The following is a 19777-nucleotide window of genomic DNA, read 5'->3' as shown; positions in this document are numbered from 1 at the left end:
CCACTATCCGAGTGCGGCGAGGCGCTCCAAGTAGGGCCAGGCGATGTCGGGCGGGATTCCGCCGCACAGCGGGGACACATTGAAGACCTCGCCGTCGGCCACTCTGCGCTTCGCCTCGTCGGTCGACAGGATGACATGGGTGCGTGACGTCGCCCGCAGCTCGTCGACGGTCTTGGCGGTCGTGATGTTCGCCGACACCTTATTGTCGGGGTTCCACTCCGAATAGGACAGTGCGTCGTGGAGCAGGTAAAGTCCGATCTCGTCCCACGCCTGGTCGACGTCGTCGGCGACGAAGCAGTTCGTGATCGTGTCGCGTTCGGGAAGCATGACAAAGCCTGGTTCGAATCCGTTGTCACGGCTGGCCTTCTCGTACGCATCGAGCATGCCAGGTACGACACCATTCGCGAGCAGCCCGAGTCCGTTTCGCCCGGCCCGCCGGGCGGCGGCCAGGCTGGCGCCGCCCCACATCAGCATCGGCCCGCCCGGTGTGCGAGGTTGCGGTGTGGTGATCATTCGTCGGCCGTCGTGTTCTACGACCTCACCGTTCAGCAGACGGCGCAGCACGCCGAGCTTCTTGTCAGCGAGCCGGCCGCGCTCGGTCAGCGACAGCCCGAAGTGATCGTATTCCTCCTGGCGGTAACCGATTCCGAAGATATAGGTCGCTCGCCCGGCGCTGATGTGGTCGAGCACGGCGATGTCCTCGGCCAGCCGCGCCGGATCGTAGAACGGCAGGATGATGGTCAGGTTCAACAGCAGAGTATTCGTGCAGGCCGCGATCGCCGACGCAAGCAGCAGCGGCGAGGGCAGATAACCATCGTCGGCACAATGATGTTCACACAGCACCGCAGCCACGCAACCGCGGGTCTCGGCCCACGCTGACATCTCGCACGCGGCGGCGTACAGCTCCGAGGTGCCGACGCCCTCCGACTGTGAGCGCATGTCGAAGCGAACGGTGAACATTGCCGGTTAGCTGCCCGGCCCGTTCGGGAACTTGAGGAACGAGCCGGCATCGACCCGAATCTGCTGACCGGTGATGTAACGACTCTCGTCACTGGCAAGGAACACCGCGAGATTCGCCATATCCTCCGGTTCGATGTACGGGATCGGCATGGCCTGAAAGTAGGTGAACGCCGGTTCGACGTCGTCGCGCGTCGGCTTCTTTCCTTCGGCAACCATGTCCGGACGAAACACGCTGTAGATCCCGTCGTTGTGAATCAGGTGCGTGTTGCAGTTCGTCGGGTGCATGACGTTGACTCGGATGAGCCGCGGCGCGAGGTGTATCGCCATCTGCTCGCCGTACTCCATCAAAGTTCGCTTACTCCAAGCATATCCGGCACCACCCGGCCCCATCTCCGGACTGTCGGCGTTGCCCGGCATCATGCCGGCGGTCGACCCCGTGATGATGACCGAAGCACCGTCGGATAGCCGTGGCACCGAGACCGCGACCGTGTTCATCACACCCACCAAGTCGACGTCGGTGGCGTCGACGAAGTGCATGGGATCTGGTGAGCCCATGGCCATCGGCAAGATGCCGGCATTCGCGACAACGATATCCAGATGGCCGAAATCGACGAGCGCGGACTCCAAAACCTCACGGAGAGCGGCCCGCTCACGGACATCGGCAATGCGCGCGACGACGCGGCGACCGAGTTCCTTGATGGAGCGCTCGGTTTCGCTGAGGTCGTCCGGCGTCGACAGCGGATATGGGTTCGAGGCAATGTCAGCACAGATGTCCACCGCGATGATGTCCGCGCCCTCTCGTGCCATCGCCAGCGCGTGGGCACGGCCCTGACCGCGTCCCGCACCGGTGACGAATGCAATCTTGCCCTCGAGGCGTCCGGTCATGATCCTCCTCCGCTGTTCCGACTTCCGAATGTGTGTCGAAGCTCGGCCTTGAGCACCTTGCCGGTCAGATTGCGCGGCAACGCTTCGACGAGTTCGAGCCGTTCTGGCGCCTTGTGGTTGCTCAGCCCACTGCGCCGGCAGTGCTCGAAAAGCGCAGCCAAACTCAGGTCTGCGTCACCGGTGGGAACCACCACCGCACAGACCCGTTCTCCGGTGCGCTCGTCGGGCACTCCGATCACCGCCACGTCGGCCACGCACGGATGGCACGCCAGCACCTGTTCGACTTCCAGTGCCGAAATATTCTCCGCGTTGCGGATGATCGCATCCTTGATGCGACCGGTCACGGTGATATGCCCGTCGGCGTCTATACAACCCAGATCACCGGTGCGGAACCAGCCATCTGAATCGAACGCATCGGCATTCAAAGACTGGTCGACGTAACCCAGGAAACACTGCGGCCCCTTGAGCCGCAGCTCCCCCTGCTCGCCGACCGCGGCCTCGTGCTCCATGTCGTCGACCACCCGCACCGAAACTCCCGACACAACGCGTCCCACAGTCCGATCGAGAAGTTCGGGTGCGGCATCGGGCTTCTGTGATGCCGCGACCGGAAACTCCGTGAGTCCCCACGCATTGGCGATGCCCGGTACCCCGAGAGTCTGCCGCACTTGGCGGCCCAGTTCCTTGGTGATCGGCGCCCCACCGCCGACGCACCCCCGAAGAGCCGGGAAGAGGGGTTGCTCGCCGTGCTCCCGTTGTGCGGCCATGAACGCGACGAAGAACGGCGTCGCACTGCCGAGGAGAGTTGGGCGATGTGCGGCAATCGCTTTGGGTGTCGTCGTCGGATCGAAGGAGTCGAACAGCACCAACCGCATACCGGTGATCAGGGCGGCTGCGAGCATGGCCGCGCCACCGACGTGCGATACCGGGAATGGGATGGGGTTGACGTCCTCGTTGGAGGCACCGACCATCTCGATCACGCCGGTGCAGCCGGCGATCACCGACCGGTCGCAGTGGATGACCCCCTTCGGCGCCGCGGTCGTTCCGGATGAATAGTAAATCCACCGAGCCAGCTCACCGGACTGCGGAGGATCGGTCAGTGCGGACGCATCACCGGCGGGAAGTCGTAAGCCGTGGAGGACCGGCGTGTCGTGATCGACGACGACGACCTCCATCGGCCGCTCATCGGCAAGAGTTCGCGCCAGGTGCGTGTGATCGAATCCGCGCCAAACACCCGGCACCACGAAGAACTCTGTTCCGAGTTGTGCTGTGACAAACCGGACTTCACTCTCCCGCCAGATCGGCAGCAGCGGATTTTGCACCGCTCCCAGCCGGGAAAGTGCCACCATGACGACCATCGTCTCGAGGGTCGTGGGAAGCTGCCACGATACAACCGTTCCTTCGGCGATGCCCCGCTCGGCGAAACCGGCGGCGGCCGTCAGCGCAGCCTCGCGCAACTGGGCTGACGTCAGAGACCGACCGTAATCATCGGCAAGGACGACCCGGTCGGGATGTTCGCCCGCGGCGCTGTCGACGAGATTCCAGTACGTGCTGTTCATCGGCTCGGTAGCAACAACCGGCGCTTGGCGAGGATGTTGCGCATCATCTCCGAACTGCCCCCCGACACCGTGTAGGCGCGCGACCAGAGCCAGCACTCCCTAAGTCGTTGTTTCGCCTGTGTCACAATGTCATCCGCGTCCACGGTACATACCATCGCAGCCAGCTCAGTGCCATATGCCGAAACCCGGTGATAGGTCTCAGCGAAACTGAGCTTCGCGATCGAGCCGTCACCAACGTCGTCGGCACCGGCAATCATGCGCTCAACGTGGTCATCGATGAACGCTTTCGCCACCTCGACCTCGACGGCCAGCTCCGCGATCGTTTGCTGGATATCCTCATGCTCGGACACCGGCTTGCCTCCAAGGGTGGCATGGCGGGAGACCGTGACGAGATCGTCGATCAGCAGCTCGAGCAGGATGACGTTGCCGCCGATGCCGAATCGTTCGAAGTCCAGGCCCGCCATGATGATCGCCCATCCTTGGCCGGGCTCGCCGATAAGACCGTCTGCCGGAATGGTCACGTCGTCGAGGAAGACCTCGTTGACCTCGATCGCCTCGTTGATTGTGCGAATCGGGCGCACCTCGACCCCGGGCGCAGACAGCGGCACGACGAACGCCGACAAACCGTGGTGCCGGGTGGACGAGGGATCGGTGCGGATGAGTGCAAGACCCATGTCGGCCCAGTGCCCGTCGGTGATCCATGTCTTCTGGCCCGCAAGTACCCAACTGCCGTCGTCGTTGCGGGTGCCGCGACAGCGCACTGCGGCGATGTCACTGCCGGCATTGGGCTCGCTGAGCAACTGACACCACACATGCTCGCTCCGCCTGATCGGCGGCAGCAGCGCGGCTTTCTGCTCGTCCGAACCGAAGTGAAGCAGCACGTGGGCCGCCAAGTTGACTTGGTCTACCGGACGCGGCGCACGGGCGCGCAGAAGTTCCTCACTGACGATGCGGTCGTGGAGCGGATGATGGTCAGCCCTGCCGCCATATTCGACGGGCCAGTCTCCACCGACGAATCCCGCCTCGAACAAGGTCGCGAACCACCGGCGCAACTCTGCTTCCTGCTCGGCATTCTCGGGTGCCCGACGCCCCTCTCGGGCCGCGAAAGGTGGTGCGCAGGACAGGATGTGCGCTCGCACGCGTTCCCTGAAGTCGGCAAGCGCGGCGTCGTCGGGCCGGTTCGCTCCTGTGCTCACCGGCCTGTCCTCGCGGCGAGAGCGGTGCGACTCGATCGGGCTGTGCCGAGCAGATAGCCGTTGGTGAAGACTCGCCGCAGCTCGTGGTGCAAGGGGTATTCCCACGTGAAGCCGATGCCACCGGAGAGCTGCATACACTCGTCGACGGCAGCCGTAGCCTTTGAGGCCACGAAGGCATGCGCGACCGTGGACAACACGATCGAATTCTCGCTGGCCTCGCCCGATGCCAAGGCGCGGGCTGCCTTCAGGATGATTGCGCGCGACTTCGCCTCGAGGACAAGCAGATCCACGAGGCGATGCTGCACCGCCTGGAAACTGGCGATGGGCGCCCCGAAGGCGATGCGATCCTTCAGGTAGGTGACCAACCGCTCGAAAGTGGCCGACAGGGCGCCTACCGAATCCGCACTCAGCAGCACCTTGGCCGTCGCCAGCAGCTTGTCCGACTGTTCGGCGTCGCCGATGTGGATCCCGTCAGATCCGCCGAGCTCGACGCGCCAGCCAACACGGCTGATGTCCAACAGCTCGTCGTCACGAATCCGCGGGGTGGCTTCGCCCAGCTGGAACAGGTGAATCCCGTTTTCTCCCAATGTGACGATGATGTCAAGCGCATCACCGCCGGCAACGCGAACCGCGTCGCCGGCGATCGCCACTCCGGCAGTGTTGGCTCCGTCGATCAACGGTGCCAGCCATCGGGCGCGGATCTCCGGCGGCGCAGAGGACAGCGCGGCGGCGGCGATCGTGGTACCCAACCATGCCGACCGATCTCCCGCCCGTCCGAGTTCCTCTGCGACCACGGCCGCCTCGACCGGCAGCCACCCCGCACCGCCTTCCGCCTCGGCGACGAGCAGACCTGTCCAGTCCATCGCCGCCAGGTCGTCAAGGGAGTCCTTTTCTCCCCGGCCGGCGAGGAACTGGCGCGCGGACTCGCGCAGGAACCCCAGATCAACGTGCGCGTCGCTCGCCACCACGCCGACTAACCCCTGGCGAGCAGCGCGTCGGCATTGTCGCGCATGATGCGCTTCTTGGCGGCGTCGTCCAGTGGGTCCAGGAGTTTGACGAAATCGGCAGGCTCGGCGAGTCCCTCCGCGTGCGGGTAATCCGAACCCATCAGCAGGCACTCGTCGTAGCCGAGCCGATCGACGATGGTCGGGATGTCATCCTCCGGGTAGGGGACGACGCCGACGTGTTGCCGGAAGATCTCCGACGGCCGCTCAGTCAGCTTGCCGCCTATCCACGGACCGTTACGGCCCATGCCCCGGCTCTTGTCCATATGGATGACGAACTGCGGAACCCATTCGGCGCCATGCTCGGCGACCAGAACATTGAGACCGGGGAACCTGCCGAACAGGTTGTCGAAGACCAGCGCCGACAGGGTGTCTTCGATAGGGCGCTGACCGTAGATGTTCATCCACTGCCACGCCGACATGTGCCACGCCGCGGGGTCGGGATTGTGACCCCATGCCGGCGAGATCGCGTCGAAGTACCAGAACGGCTGGATGTGGAAGACCAGGGTGCAGCCCGCCTCCTGCAGTCGGGCGTAGATCGGGTCGAAGTAGGGGTCGCCGGGTGAGCGCCCATGAGCCGGGCCGGTGGGCAGCAGGACCAGCTTCGCCCCCTGGGCGATGATGGCTTCGGTTTCGGCAATGGACGACTCCAGATCGCGCAAGGAAAGCAGCGCCGTTGCGTAGATCGTGTCTCGGTAGTTGAAACCCCACGTCTCGTCGAACCACCGGTTGAACGACCGCAGATTCGCATAAAGAGCCTCGGTGTCGTCGACGTAGTGCTCGGCGGCCAGCGCCATCCCCGCGGGGAAGATGACCGCACGCTCGACGTTCTGCTCGGCCATCACCGCCAGACGAGCGTCCCGCTCGAGCCACTCCGGCTGCATCGGCTGAGGCTCGTAGGTCTCGTCAGGGTTGCCCGAACCCATCTGCTTGAGCATCTCTTTGAGTGAACCCGGCCGGTACGCCAAGTCGAACCCGAGACCCGCTTCGCTGTTGAACGTAGCGATGCGGTGCCCGGCGAGGATCACCTCCTTCCCGTCCGCCGAACGGACGGGCGTGATGGCTCGGTCGTGAAATTCTTGTGGGAGATAGCGGGTGAACGCATCTCGCGTCTCGTAGCAGTGGGTATCGCAGTCGAAAATTCCGTAGTCGAGTTTCGCCGTCACCGCGTAGCTCCTTCCGGCGAGAATGAATATTCTCTGTTTCCAGAAAAGATACTATCCTGAATCGGCAATGCCTATCCCGGGTCGACGCTAGGAGCACATGAGCGAGTTGGAAGAGCTCCGCGAAGCCGGCCGAGACTTCTTGGACGCCAAGTCGCCGAGCGATGCCGTCCGCCGCCTCATGGCCACCGAAGCTGGATTCGACAGCGCGGTGTGGACGCAGATGGCCGAACAGCTCGGCTTGCACGGAATCGCGATCCCTGACGCGTGGGGCGGCGCAGGGGCCAGCACCGTCGAGTTGGCGGTGGTGTTCGAGGAGATGGGTCGCGCGTTGCTGTGCGCGCCGTTCTATTCAACCGTCGCATTGGCAGCGACCGCTATCGTCAACAGCGGTGACTGTGCGGCATCGGCCGAATTCCTGCCGGGACTCGCCGATGGCACCACACGCGCGACGCTGATCCTGAATGGACGGCTCGGCCCCTGGGACGCGACCGATCTGCAGTTGAGGGCAGAGGGTGCACGTGACGGTACGTACCGGATTTGCGGCGAGGCGCCGCTCGTGCTCGATGGCCATACGGCGGATTTGGTTCTGGTCGCCGCGCAAACCGAGGCGGGGGTTTCCCTGTTCACAGTGGCGCGGGAGGCTGCCGGTCTGACGGCTGAGCCGCTGAAGACCCTGGACCAGACGCGCAAGACTGCGCGGCTGACCTTCAATGCCGTCGAAGCCCGGCTCATCGGGGAAGACGGCGGCGCCGAGAGGGGCTTGGCCCGCACGTCGGACATCGCCACGGTGTTGCTTGCTGCCGAGCAGGTCGGCGCGGCTGCGCGCTGCCTGGACATGGCGGTCGACTATGCGAAGGGCCGCATCCAATTCGGACGACCGATCGGCAGCTTCCAAGCCATCAAGCACCGCTGCGCAGACATGCTGGTGATGGTGGAAGGAGCCCGCTCGGCAGTGGTCCACGCCGCCGGAGCGACCGACGCCGACGAACTGGCAATCGCCGCTTCGGTCGCCAAGCTGGCCGCCTCGGAAACGTTCCTGAACGTCGCACTGGACAACATGCGGATTCACGGGGGAACCGGATTCACCTGGGAGCACGACGCTCACCTCTACGTCCGACGTGCCAAGTCCAGCGAACTCACCTTCGGCGGACCCGACTACCACGCCGAGCGTCTCGCCAGACTCGTCGCTTCATCTCGCTAGCCGAAAGGACCGCTGTGCCCATCTCTTTCTCGCTCGAATTACCCACCCAGCACGTGGATCGTCAGGCCGAATTCGTCAATGCGCAGGCCATTGCGGATATCTCCGCGGCAGCCGAATCCAACGGCTTCGGTGCGGTGCACGTCACCGACCACCCGGCGCCGGACGCGAAGTGGCTCGACCACGGCGGCCACCACGCCCTGGATCCGTTCGTCGCGCTGTCCTTCGCGGCGGGGGCCACCCGCGAGATAAAGTTGCTCACCAACGTCTACATCGCCGCGTACCGCAACCCCTTCCTCGGCGCGAAATCCATCCACAGCCTCCAGCTCCTGTCGGGCGGTCGAGTGATCATCGGCACGGCCGCCGGGTACCTCAAGCCGGAATTCCGGGCTCTCGGAGTGGGCTTCGACAACCGCGGAGCCCTTCTCGATGAGGCCCTGGACGTACTGGCGAAAGTTTTCAGCGGAGACGACGTCGCCTACGAGGGTTCCTCGTTCGCGTCTCGCGGTGTACGACTGCGCCCCGTCATTGCCCCGCCACCGGTGTGGGTCGGCGGCAATAGCAAACCCGCAGTCCGGCGCGCGGTTTCCCGCGGGCAGGGGTGGGCGCCGTTCAATACATTCGGTTACGCCACCGCGTCGCGAACCGCCGAGATCTCGACGCTGGACGAACTCGAAGCCGCCATCGGCTGGGCAAAGGGGTACGCCGATGAGATCGGGCGGACGGCGCCACTCGATATCTGCTTCTCCGCGGGCAATGTCTTGGATGAACGCACATCGGTCGACGAACGCCAGGCAACGATCGAGCGGCTGGCGGCCATGGGCGTGACGTGGTTGCCGATCGCCCCAGCCGGCGCGGACCGGAGCGAGTACATCCAACGGGCGCAGGACTTCGCCAAGGAGTTCATCCAGCCGTCGAACGCCTGACCGCGTCGCAAGAACTCGCTCAATCCGCCATCAGACTGCCGGGCGAGAAGCCGTCGACTGTGATTTTCCGATGCGCGAACAGCCATCGCTCCCCCTGCGCAACCATCACATCGCGATAGCGTCCCCAGTGGTCGAGGCCGATATCGGTGTGCACGGCGAAGTAGCTACTCACCTCCACCCGCCCGCCGCCGATCGCCATGAATCGCACGCTGGAAACGTGATGGCGCACATGGGTAGCCATCCGTCGCCCGGGGTCGCGCGGGCCGCTCATCGCTGCCTTCAACCCGCTCTCGATCTCCGCCGGCCCCACCAGTGGCTGCTCGGCCCCGGTGAATTCCAGAACACCGTCTGGCGCAAAGCAGTCAGCCAGGGCGCGAAGGTCGAATCCGTCGGTCGCCGCCGTGTAATCAGCGAGTGTCTGCCGCACTGACTCGCGGATCAACAGCTCGGAATGCTGCATTTGCTGCTCCTCTGGAAATCGCGGTGGCACATACGATAACGTGTATTCTCATGCCAGCACCGAAGCTCGGGGATCTTGTCGTGCCCGAAACCACCGCCTTGGTCACTCAGGAGTGCCAGGGCGGAGTCATCGGCGCCCAGGCGGGCCTGCCGATGCTGGCCGAAGAAGCCCAGCGGGAGGCGATCCCCAACATCGCCAAACTCGTGCGGGCCGCGCGCGAAGCAGGTGTGAACGTCGTGCACTGCCTGATCCAGCGCCGTCCGGATGGCCGCGGCTCCAACACCAACGCACGATTGTTCGCGGCGGGTTCGTCGTTCACCGCAGATCTCTCGCCCGGCAGTCCCGGCGGATCACCGCTCCCCGAACTCGGGGTGGACAGTCGCGATCTCGTGCTGACCCGAACCCACGGCGTCGGCCCGATGACGGGCACTGATCTCGATTCGGTTTTGCGCAATCTTGGTGTGACAACCATTGTAGGAGTCGGTGTTTCAGTGAATATTGCGATCACCAACTTCGTCATGGACGCGGTCAATCGCGGCTACCAGTTCGTACTACCGCGGGATGCTGTGAGCGGATACCCGCGCGAGTATGCGAACGCGATCATCGACAACACGTTGGCACTGCTCGCCACCGTCACGACGACTGACTCGGTCCTCGGGGCGTGGTCGGACGCCGCGCGATCCTAGCCCCATATGGATGTTGGATCGCGTTAGTGATAACGTCATTTTCACTAGGCGTAAATGCCTATATTCGCTGTTCTGAGGAGGAATTCGGCTCATGACCCGCCGCCTGCCGTACCCGATCTTCGACATCGACAATCATATGTACGAGACGAAGGAAGCACTTCTCAAGTACCTGCCGAAGGAACACCAAGGCAAGGTGGGTTATGTCGACGTCAACGGTCGCCCGAAGCTCGTCGTCAAGGACCGCATCAGCCACATGATCCCGAATCCGACGTTCGAGCGAGTCGCTCGCCCGGGGAGTGCTGAGGACTACTTCCTCGGCAACAACCCCAACGGCTTGAACTTCCGGGAGTTCATCGGCGAAGCGATGGACGTCATCCCGGCGTATCAGGCGCCGGCACCGCGTCTGGAGCTGATGGACGAACTCGGTATCGACCAGTGCGTGATGTATCCGACTCTGGCGAGCCTGATCGAGGAGCGCACGACCGACGACGTGGTACTCACCCACGCGATCATCCACGCGCTCAACGAGTGGATGCACGAGCACTGGACGTTCAACTATGAGAATCGCATCTTCGCCACGCCGGTGATCTGCCTGCCGTTGGTCGACGAGGCCATCAAGGAGTTCCACTGGGCACTCGAACGCGGCATGAAGACGTTCCTGGTCCGCCCGGCCCCGGTACCGAGTCAGTACGGCGGTTCACGCTCGATGGGACTTCCCGAATACGATCCTTTCTGGGCCGAAGTGGTCAAGGCGGGCATCCCGGTCACCTTCCACGCCTCCGACAGTGGGTATCAGAAGCACCTCATGGAGTGGGAGGGCGGCGGCGAGTACCTGTCCTTCAAGACCAGCACGTTGCGTGAAGTTGTCATGGGCTTCCGCGCAATGGAGGACACCCTGGCGGCATTGATCTGCCACGGCGCCCTGTCACGGTTCCCCGATCTCAAGGTCCTTGTCGTCGAGAACGGCAGCGGCTGGGTGCCGAACCTCCTGCGGCTCCTCGAGAAGGCGTACAAGACCATGCCGAACGAGTTCCCCGAGCACCCAGTCGAGGTCTTCAAGCGCAACGTGTACATCCACCCGTTCCTCGAGGACGACGTGAAGAAGATCGTCGACATCATGGGTGAGGATCACGTGATGTTCGGGTCGGACTTCCCACATCCCGAGGGCATCGGCGAGCCGTTGAGCTTCATCGACCGACTCGACGGACTGTCGGAGACGGCGAAGGCAAAGATCATGGGCGGCAACGCAATCAAGCAGTTGGGGCTCGCCAAGGTCTCCGCATGACACAGGCGCCCCCCTCCCCGACGGTGTACGAGGGCATCGCCGCCTTCGAGGCGCACGTGGGTGAGCATCTCGGCTACAGCGACTGGCGCACAGTCACTCAGAAAGAGATCGATCTGTTCGCCGAGGCGACGGGCGACCACCAGTGGATCCACGTCGACCCGGAGAGGGCCGCCAAAGGTCCGTATGGCAAGACCATCGCCCACGGTTATCTCACGCTGTCGCTGGTGCCGATCCTGGTCAAGCAGATCTACCAGGTGACCGGGTTGTCGATGCAGGTGAACTACGGCTCAGACAAGCTCCGGTTCCCGGCTCCGGTGCCGGTCGACTCCCGCATCCGTGCCGGTGCCGAGCTGATCCGGGTGGAGCGCAATGATCGGGGCGGTCGAGCGACCGTGCGCGTCACGGTCGAGGTCGAGGGGTCCGACCGTCCCGCGTGTGTCGTCGACACCATTGCCGCGATGGTTGATGCCTGAGCATCGAATAGCCACTGCCCTCAGGTAATCGGTATCAGCTTGAACGGCAGCTCGATATTGAGCACCTTGTTGATCCCACAGGCCCCGCTCGGCCCGAGCGTGTTGTCCCAACCCCGCAAATTCGGCTTGTCGTAGTGATCGACGAAAAACTTGATGATCTGCTGACCCGCCACGCTGGTCCCGTCCGGACACGTCATCCAATCAGCCAGATTCCGGGTGACGTACCACAGCGGTTCGTCGTAGGTGACGTCGGCGGTCCAGCCCTGGTCGCTGGACACCTGACCCGAGCAGTCGATCGCCGTCCTGCACGATGTGCGGATGGTCCAGGTGCTGGTGACGGTCGCCTCGTCGTGGAAGCGTTCGTTGGTCTTCGCCCATTGGCCGTCGGATATCGCGGTGAATTTTCCATTGAGTGCATAGTCATTGGGGTCGGCCGCTGCCCGCGGGGCAGCAGTCGACCCCGCCACGACGGACGACAGCAGTATCGCGGTACCTAGGCGAGTGCGAATGGACACGGCCGACTCCTTCGATGTCAATGCCCGGCAGGCAGAACGAGATGTTGCCAATCGGCCGGTGCCGTTGCGGGCAGAAGGTCACTCTGAACGCGCGTCAGTCCGTCCGTGCCCAGATAACGTCCCGTTCGTGGGTCGTATCCCGTTACCGCCACCGACGGCCCCGGCGCTGTGTTTCCGTTGTACGAACTCGGCGCCACCACGGGCCCTGGCGGCGGTGGCGGTCCCTCCGGCAGCGGAGTGCCGTCCAGCGGGCCATAGAGCCCAGCGCTGGGATCGACCCGGGTGTCCGGAGGAATACCCTGCGCGACCAGATTGGGGTCCAGCGGAGACGGACCCAGGGCATGCTGGCGAAGGGCGAGCGGCTCGAAGGACTGGTCACTATCGCACAGCTGAACGGTGGGGGCGCGCTTACCCGGATGGGCCATGCACGGCAGGTTTCGCAGTCCCCGCACCATGATCGGGGAGTCTTGAGGGAGCTTGCAGTACAACCCATCCGGGGTGTCGATGGTGGTTGTGTCAGCCGGCGAACGCCACTGCGACGGGGGCAGGAATCCGACCGTGCAGGCCGGTGGGTCACCCAGTCCGACCCTGAAGTCCCCCAGCGGCAAACCCGTCGCGTTGGCGACGTGTGACAAGGCCCCCAGCCCCGCGAAGAATGGCGGCACCAGCACCAGAAGCTGTTCCAACGACGCGTTGTACGTGACGGCGACTTTGCCCAGACTGGTCAAGTTCGCCAGCAACACGGGCAAGGTCGGCTTCAGTTGCTCGAGCAATGCGGTCGCCTCGTCAAGTGCGCCCGGCCCGTTCTGCAGGAGCGTTCGGATCTGGGGATCGTTGGTGACCAGTTGGTCTGTCACGCCCGCCAGACTATGTATCCATACCCGGGTCGCGTCGCGTGAGTGCGCCGCACCGTCCAACAGCGGTGCGCTGTCGTCGATCAGCGCCTTCAGTTGGCCTGATACGTCTCGGGTGCTGCTGGTGACCGTCGAGCCCGAGTCGAGCAGCGAGCCGATGTCGTAACCGGCGTCATCGAAACCTTTGGATGTCTCGTCGAGCAGCGCGCTCAGTTTGTCCTTCGGGATGCTGCCGAGTAACGCGCTCGTCTTGTCCAGTATTGGCCCGACCGGCGCGGGAATCCTACTGTCACGAAGGCCGATCACCGAGCCGTCTCGCAGGTATGGTGCCGAGTCGGTTCGCGGCAGCAGGTCGACGTACTGCTCACCAACGGCCGACACGCTGTGCACCTCGGCCACCAAGTCGGCAGGTATTTGCGGTGAACTGTCCAGCGACAGTTCCGCTTTCGCCCCTACCGGGGTCACCAGCACCTCGGTCACCCTGCCGATCTGAACGCCCCGGTAGGTGACATTCGCGAATCGATAGAGCCCACCGCCGGCCGGCAACTCCAGCGTGACGTTGATCCGGCCGATGCCGAGGAGCAGAGGCACTTGCAGATAGTTGAACGCCATCACCGCGGCACCGACGACCGACGCGATGGTGAATATCACCAGCTGAATTCGAATGAGCCGGCTGAACATCAGCCGCCACCCTGGGTCGGTGGCGGGGGCGGCGCGAGCTTCAGCGAGTCCTGGTACGTCGGGGGCGGTGGCGAGATCGGAGCGCCGAGTGGGTTTCTGGTGTAATACGACTCGTATCCGAGGTCGCCGGGGGCCGGAACGAGTTGGGCGTCCTGGTCCTCCCAATGGGTGCCGGCCAACAATGTTCGTTTCAGGCGTGCGGTGGTCAAGTCAATGATGATGAACAGATTCATGTAGTCGCCGCGGATGCCGCGGTCGATGATGCTCTGATTGAACGGAGCAGTAGGCAGATAGGCAACGACACGCGCGAGGTCCGGCCCGACGTCGGCCAAGGCTTTGATCGTCGGTTCGAGGTTCGTGAGATTGGTTGTCAGATCGGTCCCCGCATCGTTGACAAGGCGGGTGGCCAGATCACCGAACGCGCCGAGTTTTTCCAAGGCATCGGTCAAGTGCGGGCGCTCCTGTACCAGCACCTCCAACGCCGGGGGAATGTCGCGCAATGCCGCCGTCACCGTGTCACGTTGGCTGGCAAGCGTTTCGGCCAGCTTGTTGAGCGACTTCAGCGAGTCGATGATCTCGTCGCGCTGGGTGTCGAACACGCCGATGAACCGTCCCAAACGCTCAATGAGTTCTCTCACCTGGGGTTCTCGGCCGGATAGCGCGGTGTTCATGCTGCGGATGATGTCGCCGATCTGGCCGAGTCCACCACCGTTGACCAGTGCGGACAGCGAGGCCAATGTCTGCTCGGTCGACGGGTAGGAAGCTGTGCGCGACAACGGGATCGTGGCACCCGACTGCAGCCGCCCCTGAGGTTCCTGGCCCAGCGGTGGATCGAGCGCGACGTGCATCGAGCCCAACAGGCTCGTTTGCCCAACCGTTGCCACGGCGTTCCCGGGTATGGCGACGTCCGGTCGAACCGATACCGCGACGTCGATGTGCCAGTTGTCGAACAGCATCTGGCCCACGCTGCCGACGATCACGTTGTCGACCATGACTGGCGAATTCGATTCCAATGTACCGATATTGGCTAGTTCAACATGGTAGACGGCTGCGTCTGGTCCACGGCCGACGGCACCGGGGAGCGCGACGGAGTTCAGCCCGTCGAAGCCGCATCCCACACTGAGCAGGACACAGCAACTAGCCGCTACCGACCGCTTCAGTTTCGAGGTGATCGTCATGGCTGTGGTGGCCCTCCCGGTTGCGGGGCTTCCGCGGGCAACGGCGCAGAGTCGGGCGCGGGCAGCATCAGCCCAGGCAGGTCCCTGGGATGAGCCGCCTCCGGCGGTGGGCCGTAACCCGGTGGCGGTGGTTGATCGTTGTGCAGACCGGTGTACGCCGACACCGCTGGAGGTGTCTCCGGCGGCCCGGGTGCCGGCCCGGCCCCGCCGGGGGCCAACCGTGGCTCGGAATAGACGAAGTCTTGAGGTGGCGGTTTCGCACCGAGGAAAGGGTTGATGGGGAACGGGAGATAGTTGAGGTTGAGCAATCGCAGTGCGGGGCCGAGGTAGTCGGCGCACAACTTGCTCGACTCCGCGGCGGTGGCGTTTTCGACGGCACCGATCGAGCTACAGATGAGCTGCACGGGATTGGCCATGTTCGCGAAGGCGAACGTGCCGACGATCGCCCGGTCGCGCGGATCGAAGAAGTTGAGCGTGTTCGCAATAGCTGTCGGTGCCACGTGCAGCAACTGCTCGAGGTCGCGCTGATGGTCGACGAGTACTTGAGTGACGTTCGCCAGTCTCTGCACCTGCTCTGAGGTTTGGTTGCGGCTGTTCGCGATGAAACGCTGGACGCCGCCGACGACCTCCGAGACGTTGGTCAGTGCGGCATCGAGGTCGGCCTTGCTTCCGTCGAGCACGCTGGTGAGGGTGGCGAGTCGGTCTTGAAATTGGACTATCTGAGTGTTGCTGTCGCGGAGCGTGCTGATGAACGTCGACAGATTTTTGATGATGTCGACGATGTTTCCGCTGCCATCGGCGAGGATCCGCCCGACACCGGACAACTGGGCCAACGCCTGCCTCAGCCTGTCTCCGTTTCCTCCCATCGCGTTCGCGGCGCTGTCGACGAACCGCGAGAGTGATGTTCCCGACGGGTCCGTGCCGGGTCCGAGAGCGGTCGTCAGTCGATTCAATTGGTCTTTGAGTTCATCCCATTCGACAGGGATTGCAGTCCGGTCGACCGGAATCACCGCACCATTGCCCATTATTGGGCCCGCCGACAGATAGGCCGGCGCGAGTTGGACGTACCGCGCGGAAATCAGATTCTGGGCTACGACGACCGCGGTGGCGTTCGCCGGAATGGGGACCTCCCGGCTCACCGACAAGGTCATCTTGGCTTGGGTGCCCACCGGCTCGATGGCTTTGATGGAGCCAATCTGAACTCCCGCGACCCGGACCTCGTCGCCCGGATAGATGGCGGTCGCCTTGGTGAAGTACGCCGTGATCGTCTTGGGCGCGTAATACGCATGGTGGACGATGACGACTATGCCGGCGACCAACAACACGCTCAATACAGCCACCAGCGGGTAGAAGAGTTTCGATCGCGTCATCAGTGCGGCCCCTGGGGGATCCCGTTGTAGGGGAACGGAAGCTCGGCGCGTGGCCCGGCATTGTCCGCTGGTTGCCCGGCATCGGTCCCGCGGCGGAAGCCGAATGCGTAATCGAGGAACGGCTGCGTGAACTGCCCCGGGATCAAGTTGGGCACGAACGCGGTGTAGAAGGGCCCGTTGGCGACGATCTCACTCAGTGTCGTCAAATACTTGGTCAGCCCGGGCAGCCCCGTGGCGAGATTGTCCCGATTCTTCTCCAAGACCGCGGTCACCGAATTGAGCTTTTCCAGCATCGGCGCAAGCTCCTTCTCGTTGTCCTGGATGACCCCTGAGAGCTGTTGCGCCAGTGCTGAAGTCGACTGCAACAGTGCGACGATGGCTTGGCGGCGTTCGACCAACACCGACAACAGGTCGTTGGAGTTCAGAATCATCTCATTGACCTGCTGGCTGCGTTCGGAGAGAAGACCCGTCACCGACGCGGTGTTGTGCAGAAGCTGCGCGACCGAATCGTTTCGGCTGTTGATGGATTGCGACAGCCGACTGAGCCCGTCGAACGTGGGGCCCAGCTGCGGGGCGATCTGGTTGATGGTGGCCGTGAGCGTGTCCAGGGACTGGTTGAGAGCACCGAGATCGGTGCCTGCGGTATTGGTCGTCAGATCGCCGACAGCTTCGGTCAGTGAGTACGGCGATGCGGTCCTGGTGGTCGGGATGACCGACAAGGGCTTCATGATCGAGTCCCCCGCCGAATCCAGCGTCATGATCCGCTCACCCAGCAGAGTGCCGGTCCGAATGTGAGCCGTGGTCTCCGATCCGAGTTGCACACCGCTGCTGACCGTGAAGTCGACCAGGGCCCTCCCGCCACGCAGTGAGATTGCGCTCACCGAACCGACTTTCACCCCCGAAACCCGCACTGCGTCGCCGGCCCTCAGGCCGCCGGCCTCGACGAATTCAGCTTGATACCGAATCGTGTTGGCCCAGCTGACGATCCGCTCCGGCTGCAGTCCCACGGCGATGACCAGGATGATCAATACCGCCCCGAAGAAGCCGACTCTGACCAGGCGAGACTGCCGATACTTGATCATGGCTTCTCGGCACACCTTCCCGTTTCTTGTTTGACCCACGGAAAGACGGCAGTGCGCCCTTGCAGGTCACTGACGCGAACCTGGATGCCGCACAGGTAATAGTTGAGGAAGCTGCCATAGGCCCCGATCCGGGCGAGCTTGCGATAGTTTTCCGGCGCCTTGGCGAGCGCCGCATCGAGCTTGTCGTTGCCTGCTTGCAGGTTGGGCGCAAGTCGACTCAGCTGATCGATTGTGCCCGCCAATGGGGACCGTGCCTGCTTCAACAGGTCGGCAAGCGAGGCGGTGCCGTTGCTCAGCCCGTCAATCGCGGTACCGATCGGCTCTCGCTCCCGTGACAACTCACCGACGAGTTGGTGGAGACGATCGATCGCTTTGGTGAACTTGTCGCCGTCGTCGGCGACCGTCGCCATCGCCTGGTTCAGATTCTCGATCAGGTGCTGTATGAGGTCTTGGTTGTCGGCCAACGCATTGGTGAACGACGATGTCTTGGAGAAAAGCGACTCGAGGTTATCTCCTTGGCCCTGCATGATCCTGATCAGTGAACCGGTCAACGCATTCACGTCCTGAGGATTCAGACCCTGAATCACCGGCTTGAGCCCGCTGACCAAAACGTCCAGATCCAGCGCCGGTGCGGTGCGATCGAGCGGAATTCGGCTGCCGGGAGGAAGGATTCGGGCAGACCCGGGCTGGTCGGCCAATTCGAGATAGCGGTCGCCGACGAGGTTCAGGTAGCGAACAGCCGCCCGGCTACCCCCGGTGAGGACGACCGAGCGATCGGCGTCGAATTCGACGATCACGCTCTTATTAGGCTGTAAGGCAACGCTATTCACAGTACCGACCCGCAGACCCGAGGCTCGGACTGAGTCGCCGGCTTTCAGGCCCGACGCATCGCCGAAGACGGCCGAGTAGGAGTTGGCCGAGCCGCCGCGATAGCCACCGAACACCATGAACAGCAGCCCGGTCAGAACGGACATGACGACCACGAACGTGGCGAACTTGACGAACACGGACCTGGTCGATCTCATCCCGGCTGCCCGATCTGCATGGAGTTACGCGGGGGGCCGTCGAAGTCGCCGAAGAGTAGCCGCTTGATCCCGTCTGCGTTGAGGATGATGCCGGGGTTGTCATACCGGTAGGGGTTGGTTCCGGTATCGGCCACGACATACGGCACGCGACCTTCGAATTGCACTGGAAAACCGGTACATTGAGGGCCGCCCTTGGCCGCCACCTTCGGCAGGTCCTGAGGGTAGCGGTAGCGCTCGACGCCCCAGGTGAACCCTGTGCTGACCTCCGCACCGGGTAACCGAAGCGGAGGGGCGTCGACCAGTGGCACCAGACCTGACAACAGGCAGTACAACGCCGGGGCATATCGGTCCAGCAGGCCGGTGGTCGGAACCAATAGGTGAAGGGTGTCGGTCAGCGCCTGGCGATTCCCGCCGACCACATCGTTTCCGGCATCCGCGATTCCGATCGCGCTCAGCAGGAACCGGTCGAGATTCGCCTGCTGATCCACAACGGTATTGCTGAGCCGGCTGGAGTTGGCGAGAATTCTCATCACATCGGGCGCTGAGTCTCCGAAGGTGCGCAGGACAACTGACGAATTCGAGATGTCCTGGCTCAGCGCGGGCAGCGATGGATCGATGTCACCGAGTACCGAATCGAAGTCGCTGATGGTGCGACCAAGCTTTTCGCCCCGGCCATTTAACCCAGAGGACAGAGCTCCGAGTGTGGTGTTGAGCTTGGCCGGGTCGATGCTGGAGATGACGTCGGTCAACTGCTGAAACAGGGTGTTCACCTCGACCGTGACGTGTTCGGCAGTGACGACCTGGCCAGCCTGAACTGGCTTCGGGGAGGAGACGTCAGGCGGGATGAGGTCGACGAATTTTGCTCCGAACACCGTCGACGCGGCGATGTCGATACCTACATTCGCCGGAATCGCGCTGGCCTGCTTCCTATCGAGCGCGAGATGGATCGCCGCGGTCCCGTCCGGGCGCTCTTCTATTGATGCGACACGGCCGACTTCGACGTCGCGCATCTTGACTTTCGCGTCTGGATTCATCACCAGCCCGGCACGCTCGGCCACCACGGTGATCGGCACGGTGTCGGTGAAAACCTCTCCGCGGAAAGCCAGGATCGCGAATCCAGCTATCAGCACGAGAACCACTACGGTCAAAAGCCCAACCAGCGGCCTGAGGTACCGGGCCAGAATCGAGGGGTGTTTGACCTTCGGCGGTAATGGGCCTGGCACACCTGAGGTCTCCCACTGGTGCAAATCCCGACGAACTGGCTTCCGAGCCACTAT

The 19777-nt window shown here is 63.5% G+C and carries 19 protein-coding genes; 5 read left to right on the top strand and 14 right to left on the bottom strand.

Features of this window, described 5'->3' with window-relative positions:
* Window positions 1-3: 3 nt before the first annotated feature.
* From AB431_RS14390 to AB431_RS14365, 6 genes are read right to left on the bottom strand one after another with little or no spacing between them, the layout of a single operon-like run.
* Window positions 4-960 (bottom strand): LLM class flavin-dependent oxidoreductase, encoded by a 957-nt coding sequence (locus AB431_RS14390; RefSeq protein ID WP_047330497.1) that lies wholly within the window; start codon window positions 958-960, stop codon window positions 4-6.
* 6 nt (window positions 961-966) lie between these two features.
* Window positions 967-1845, bottom strand: coding sequence for a mycofactocin-coupled SDR family oxidoreductase (locus AB431_RS14385; protein ID WP_047330496.1), 879 nt, complete (start codon window positions 1843-1845; stop codon window positions 967-969).
* Window positions 1842-3401, bottom strand: coding sequence for a class I adenylate-forming enzyme family protein (locus AB431_RS14380; RefSeq protein WP_047330495.1), 1560 nt, complete (start codon window positions 3399-3401; stop codon window positions 1842-1844). The genes AB431_RS14385 and AB431_RS14380 overlap by 4 nt, the downstream gene beginning before the upstream one ends.
* The gene (locus AB431_RS14375; protein WP_047330494.1) at window positions 3398-4597 is read right to left on the bottom strand and encodes an acyl-CoA dehydrogenase family protein; all 1200 of its coding nucleotides are present in this window, start codon (window positions 4595-4597) and stop codon (window positions 3398-3400) included. The genes AB431_RS14380 and AB431_RS14375 overlap by 4 nt, the downstream gene beginning before the upstream one ends.
* Window positions 4594-5565, bottom strand: a complete 972-nt coding sequence (locus AB431_RS14370) for an acyl-CoA dehydrogenase (RefSeq protein WP_235435896.1) — start codon at window positions 5563-5565, stop codon at window positions 4594-4596. The genes AB431_RS14375 and AB431_RS14370 overlap by 4 nt, the downstream gene beginning before the upstream one ends.
* A 5-nt stretch (window positions 5566-5570) precedes the next feature.
* The gene (locus AB431_RS14365) at window positions 5571-6767 is read right to left on the bottom strand and encodes an amidohydrolase family protein (RefSeq protein ID WP_047330493.1); all 1197 of its coding nucleotides are present in this window, start codon (window positions 6765-6767) and stop codon (window positions 5571-5573) included.
* A 97-nt stretch (window positions 6768-6864) separates the two neighbouring features.
* Here AB431_RS14365 and AB431_RS14360 point away from each other — a divergent pair, with 97 nt between their 5' ends.
* Together AB431_RS14360 and AB431_RS14355 are read left to right on the top strand one after the other, a co-directional pair.
* On the top strand, window positions 6865-7968 hold the full coding sequence (locus AB431_RS14360) for an acyl-CoA dehydrogenase family protein (RefSeq protein WP_047330492.1): 1104 nt from the start codon (window positions 6865-6867) through the stop codon (window positions 7966-7968).
* 14 nt (window positions 7969-7982) lie between these two features.
* Window positions 7983-8891, top strand: a complete 909-nt coding sequence (locus tag AB431_RS14355; RefSeq protein ID WP_047330491.1) for a TIGR03619 family F420-dependent LLM class oxidoreductase — start codon at window positions 7983-7985, stop codon at window positions 8889-8891.
* A gap of 19 nt (window positions 8892-8910) precedes the next feature.
* On the opposite strand, the gene AB431_RS14350 is transcribed toward AB431_RS14355, so the two are convergent.
* The gene (locus tag AB431_RS14350) at window positions 8911-9351 is read right to left on the bottom strand and encodes a nuclear transport factor 2 family protein (protein ID WP_047330490.1); all 441 of its coding nucleotides are present in this window, start codon (window positions 9349-9351) and stop codon (window positions 8911-8913) included.
* Window positions 9352-9401: 50 nt separating this feature from the next.
* On the opposite strand from AB431_RS14350, the gene AB431_RS14345 reads away from it, so the two are divergent.
* The 3 genes from AB431_RS14345 (at window position 9402) to AB431_RS14335 (ending at window position 11795) form a co-directional block, all read left to right on the top strand.
* Window positions 9402-10037, top strand: coding sequence for a cysteine hydrolase (locus AB431_RS14345; protein WP_047330489.1), 636 nt, complete (start codon window positions 9402-9404; stop codon window positions 10035-10037).
* Window positions 10038-10128: 91 nt separating this feature from the next.
* Window positions 10129-11322: an amidohydrolase family protein gene (locus tag AB431_RS14340; protein ID WP_047330488.1), complete on the top strand. Its 1194-nt coding sequence runs from the start codon at window positions 10129-10131 to the stop codon at window positions 11320-11322.
* Complete coding sequence (locus AB431_RS14335; protein ID WP_047330487.1) at window positions 11319-11795, top strand: MaoC family dehydratase; 477 nt, start codon at window positions 11319-11321, stop codon at window positions 11793-11795. Before AB431_RS14340 ends, AB431_RS14335 begins: the two co-directional genes overlap by 4 nt.
* 20 nt (window positions 11796-11815) lie before the next feature.
* Here the strand turns inward: AB431_RS14335 and AB431_RS14330 are convergent, their stop codons facing one another.
* From AB431_RS14330 to AB431_RS14300, 7 genes are read right to left on the bottom strand one after another with little or no spacing between them, the layout of a single operon-like run.
* Window positions 11816-12310, bottom strand: coding sequence for a hypothetical protein (locus tag AB431_RS14330; protein WP_235435895.1), 495 nt, complete (start codon window positions 12308-12310; stop codon window positions 11816-11818).
* 17 nt (window positions 12311-12327) lie between these two features.
* Window positions 12328-13845, bottom strand: coding sequence for an MCE family protein (locus AB431_RS14325; protein ID WP_047330486.1), 1518 nt, complete (start codon window positions 13843-13845; stop codon window positions 12328-12330).
* Entirely contained in the window at window positions 13845-15023 is a 1179-nt protein-coding gene (locus AB431_RS14320; RefSeq protein ID WP_047330485.1) for an MCE family protein, read from the bottom strand. The genes AB431_RS14325 and AB431_RS14320 overlap by 1 nt, the downstream gene beginning before the upstream one ends.
* Window positions 15020-16393, bottom strand: coding sequence for an MCE family protein (locus AB431_RS14315; RefSeq protein WP_144418260.1), 1374 nt, complete (start codon window positions 16391-16393; stop codon window positions 15020-15022). The genes AB431_RS14320 and AB431_RS14315 overlap by 4 nt, the downstream gene beginning before the upstream one ends.
* Entirely contained in the window at window positions 16393-17475 is a 1083-nt protein-coding gene (locus AB431_RS14310) for an MCE family protein (protein WP_047330483.1), read from the bottom strand. Before AB431_RS14310 ends, AB431_RS14315 begins: the two co-directional genes overlap by 1 nt.
* A complete protein-coding gene (locus AB431_RS14305; protein ID WP_047330482.1) occupies window positions 17472-18500 on the bottom strand; it encodes an MCE family protein in 1029 nt (342 codons plus the stop codon). The genes AB431_RS14310 and AB431_RS14305 overlap by 4 nt, the downstream gene beginning before the upstream one ends.
* Window positions 18497-19723, bottom strand: coding sequence for an MCE family protein (locus tag AB431_RS14300; protein WP_047330481.1), 1227 nt, complete (start codon window positions 19721-19723; stop codon window positions 18497-18499). The genes AB431_RS14305 and AB431_RS14300 overlap by 4 nt, the downstream gene beginning before the upstream one ends.
* Window positions 19724-19777: the final 54 nt, after the last annotated feature.

Source organism: Mycobacterium sp. EPa45 (assembly GCF_001021385.1).
Lineage (GTDB): Bacteria > Actinomycetota > Actinomycetes > Mycobacteriales > Mycobacteriaceae > Mycobacterium.
The sequence above is the reverse complement of the archived record's forward strand: the minus strand, read 5'-3'. Positions and strand labels throughout refer to the sequence as shown.

Bases quoted from the DNA above. Each gene is read 5' to 3' on its own strand.
- AB431_RS14390 (WP_047330497.1), bottom strand. From the start codon at position 960: ATGTTCACCGTTCGCTTCGACATGCGCTCACAGTCGGAGGGCGTCGGC.
- AB431_RS14385 (WP_047330496.1), bottom strand. From the start codon at position 1,845: ATGACCGGACGCCTCGAGGGCAAGATTGCATTCGTCACCGGTGCGGGA.
- AB431_RS14380 (WP_047330495.1), bottom strand. From the start codon at position 3,401: ATGAACAGCACGTACTGGAATCTCGTCGACAGCGCCGCGGGCGAACAT.
- AB431_RS14360 (WP_047330492.1), top strand. From the start codon at position 6,865: ATGAGCGAGTTGGAAGAGCTCCGCGAAGCCGGCCGAGACTTCTTGGAC.
- AB431_RS14350 (WP_047330490.1), bottom strand. From the start codon at position 9,351: ATGCAGCATTCCGAGCTGTTGATCCGCGAGTCAGTGCGGCAGACACTC.
- AB431_RS14345 (WP_047330489.1), top strand. From the start codon at position 9,402: ATGCCAGCACCGAAGCTCGGGGATCTTGTCGTGCCCGAAACCACCGCC.
- AB431_RS14340 (WP_047330488.1), top strand. From the start codon at position 10,129: ATGACCCGCCGCCTGCCGTACCCGATCTTCGACATCGACAATCATATG.
- AB431_RS14335 (WP_047330487.1), top strand. From the start codon at position 11,319: ATGACACAGGCGCCCCCCTCCCCGACGGTGTACGAGGGCATCGCCGCC.
- AB431_RS14325 (WP_047330486.1), bottom strand. From the start codon at position 13,845: ATGTTCAGCCGGCTCATTCGAATTCAGCTGGTGATATTCACCATCGCG.
- AB431_RS14320 (WP_047330485.1), bottom strand. From the start codon at position 15,023: ATGACGATCACCTCGAAACTGAAGCGGTCGGTAGCGGCTAGTTGCTGT.
- AB431_RS14315 (WP_144418260.1), bottom strand. From the start codon at position 16,393: ATGACGCGATCGAAACTCTTCTACCCGCTGGTGGCTGTATTGAGCGTG.
- AB431_RS14310 (WP_047330483.1), bottom strand. From the start codon at position 17,475: ATGATCAAGTATCGGCAGTCTCGCCTGGTCAGAGTCGGCTTCTTCGGG.
- AB431_RS14305 (WP_047330482.1), bottom strand. From the start codon at position 18,500: ATGAGATCGACCAGGTCCGTGTTCGTCAAGTTCGCCACGTTCGTGGTC.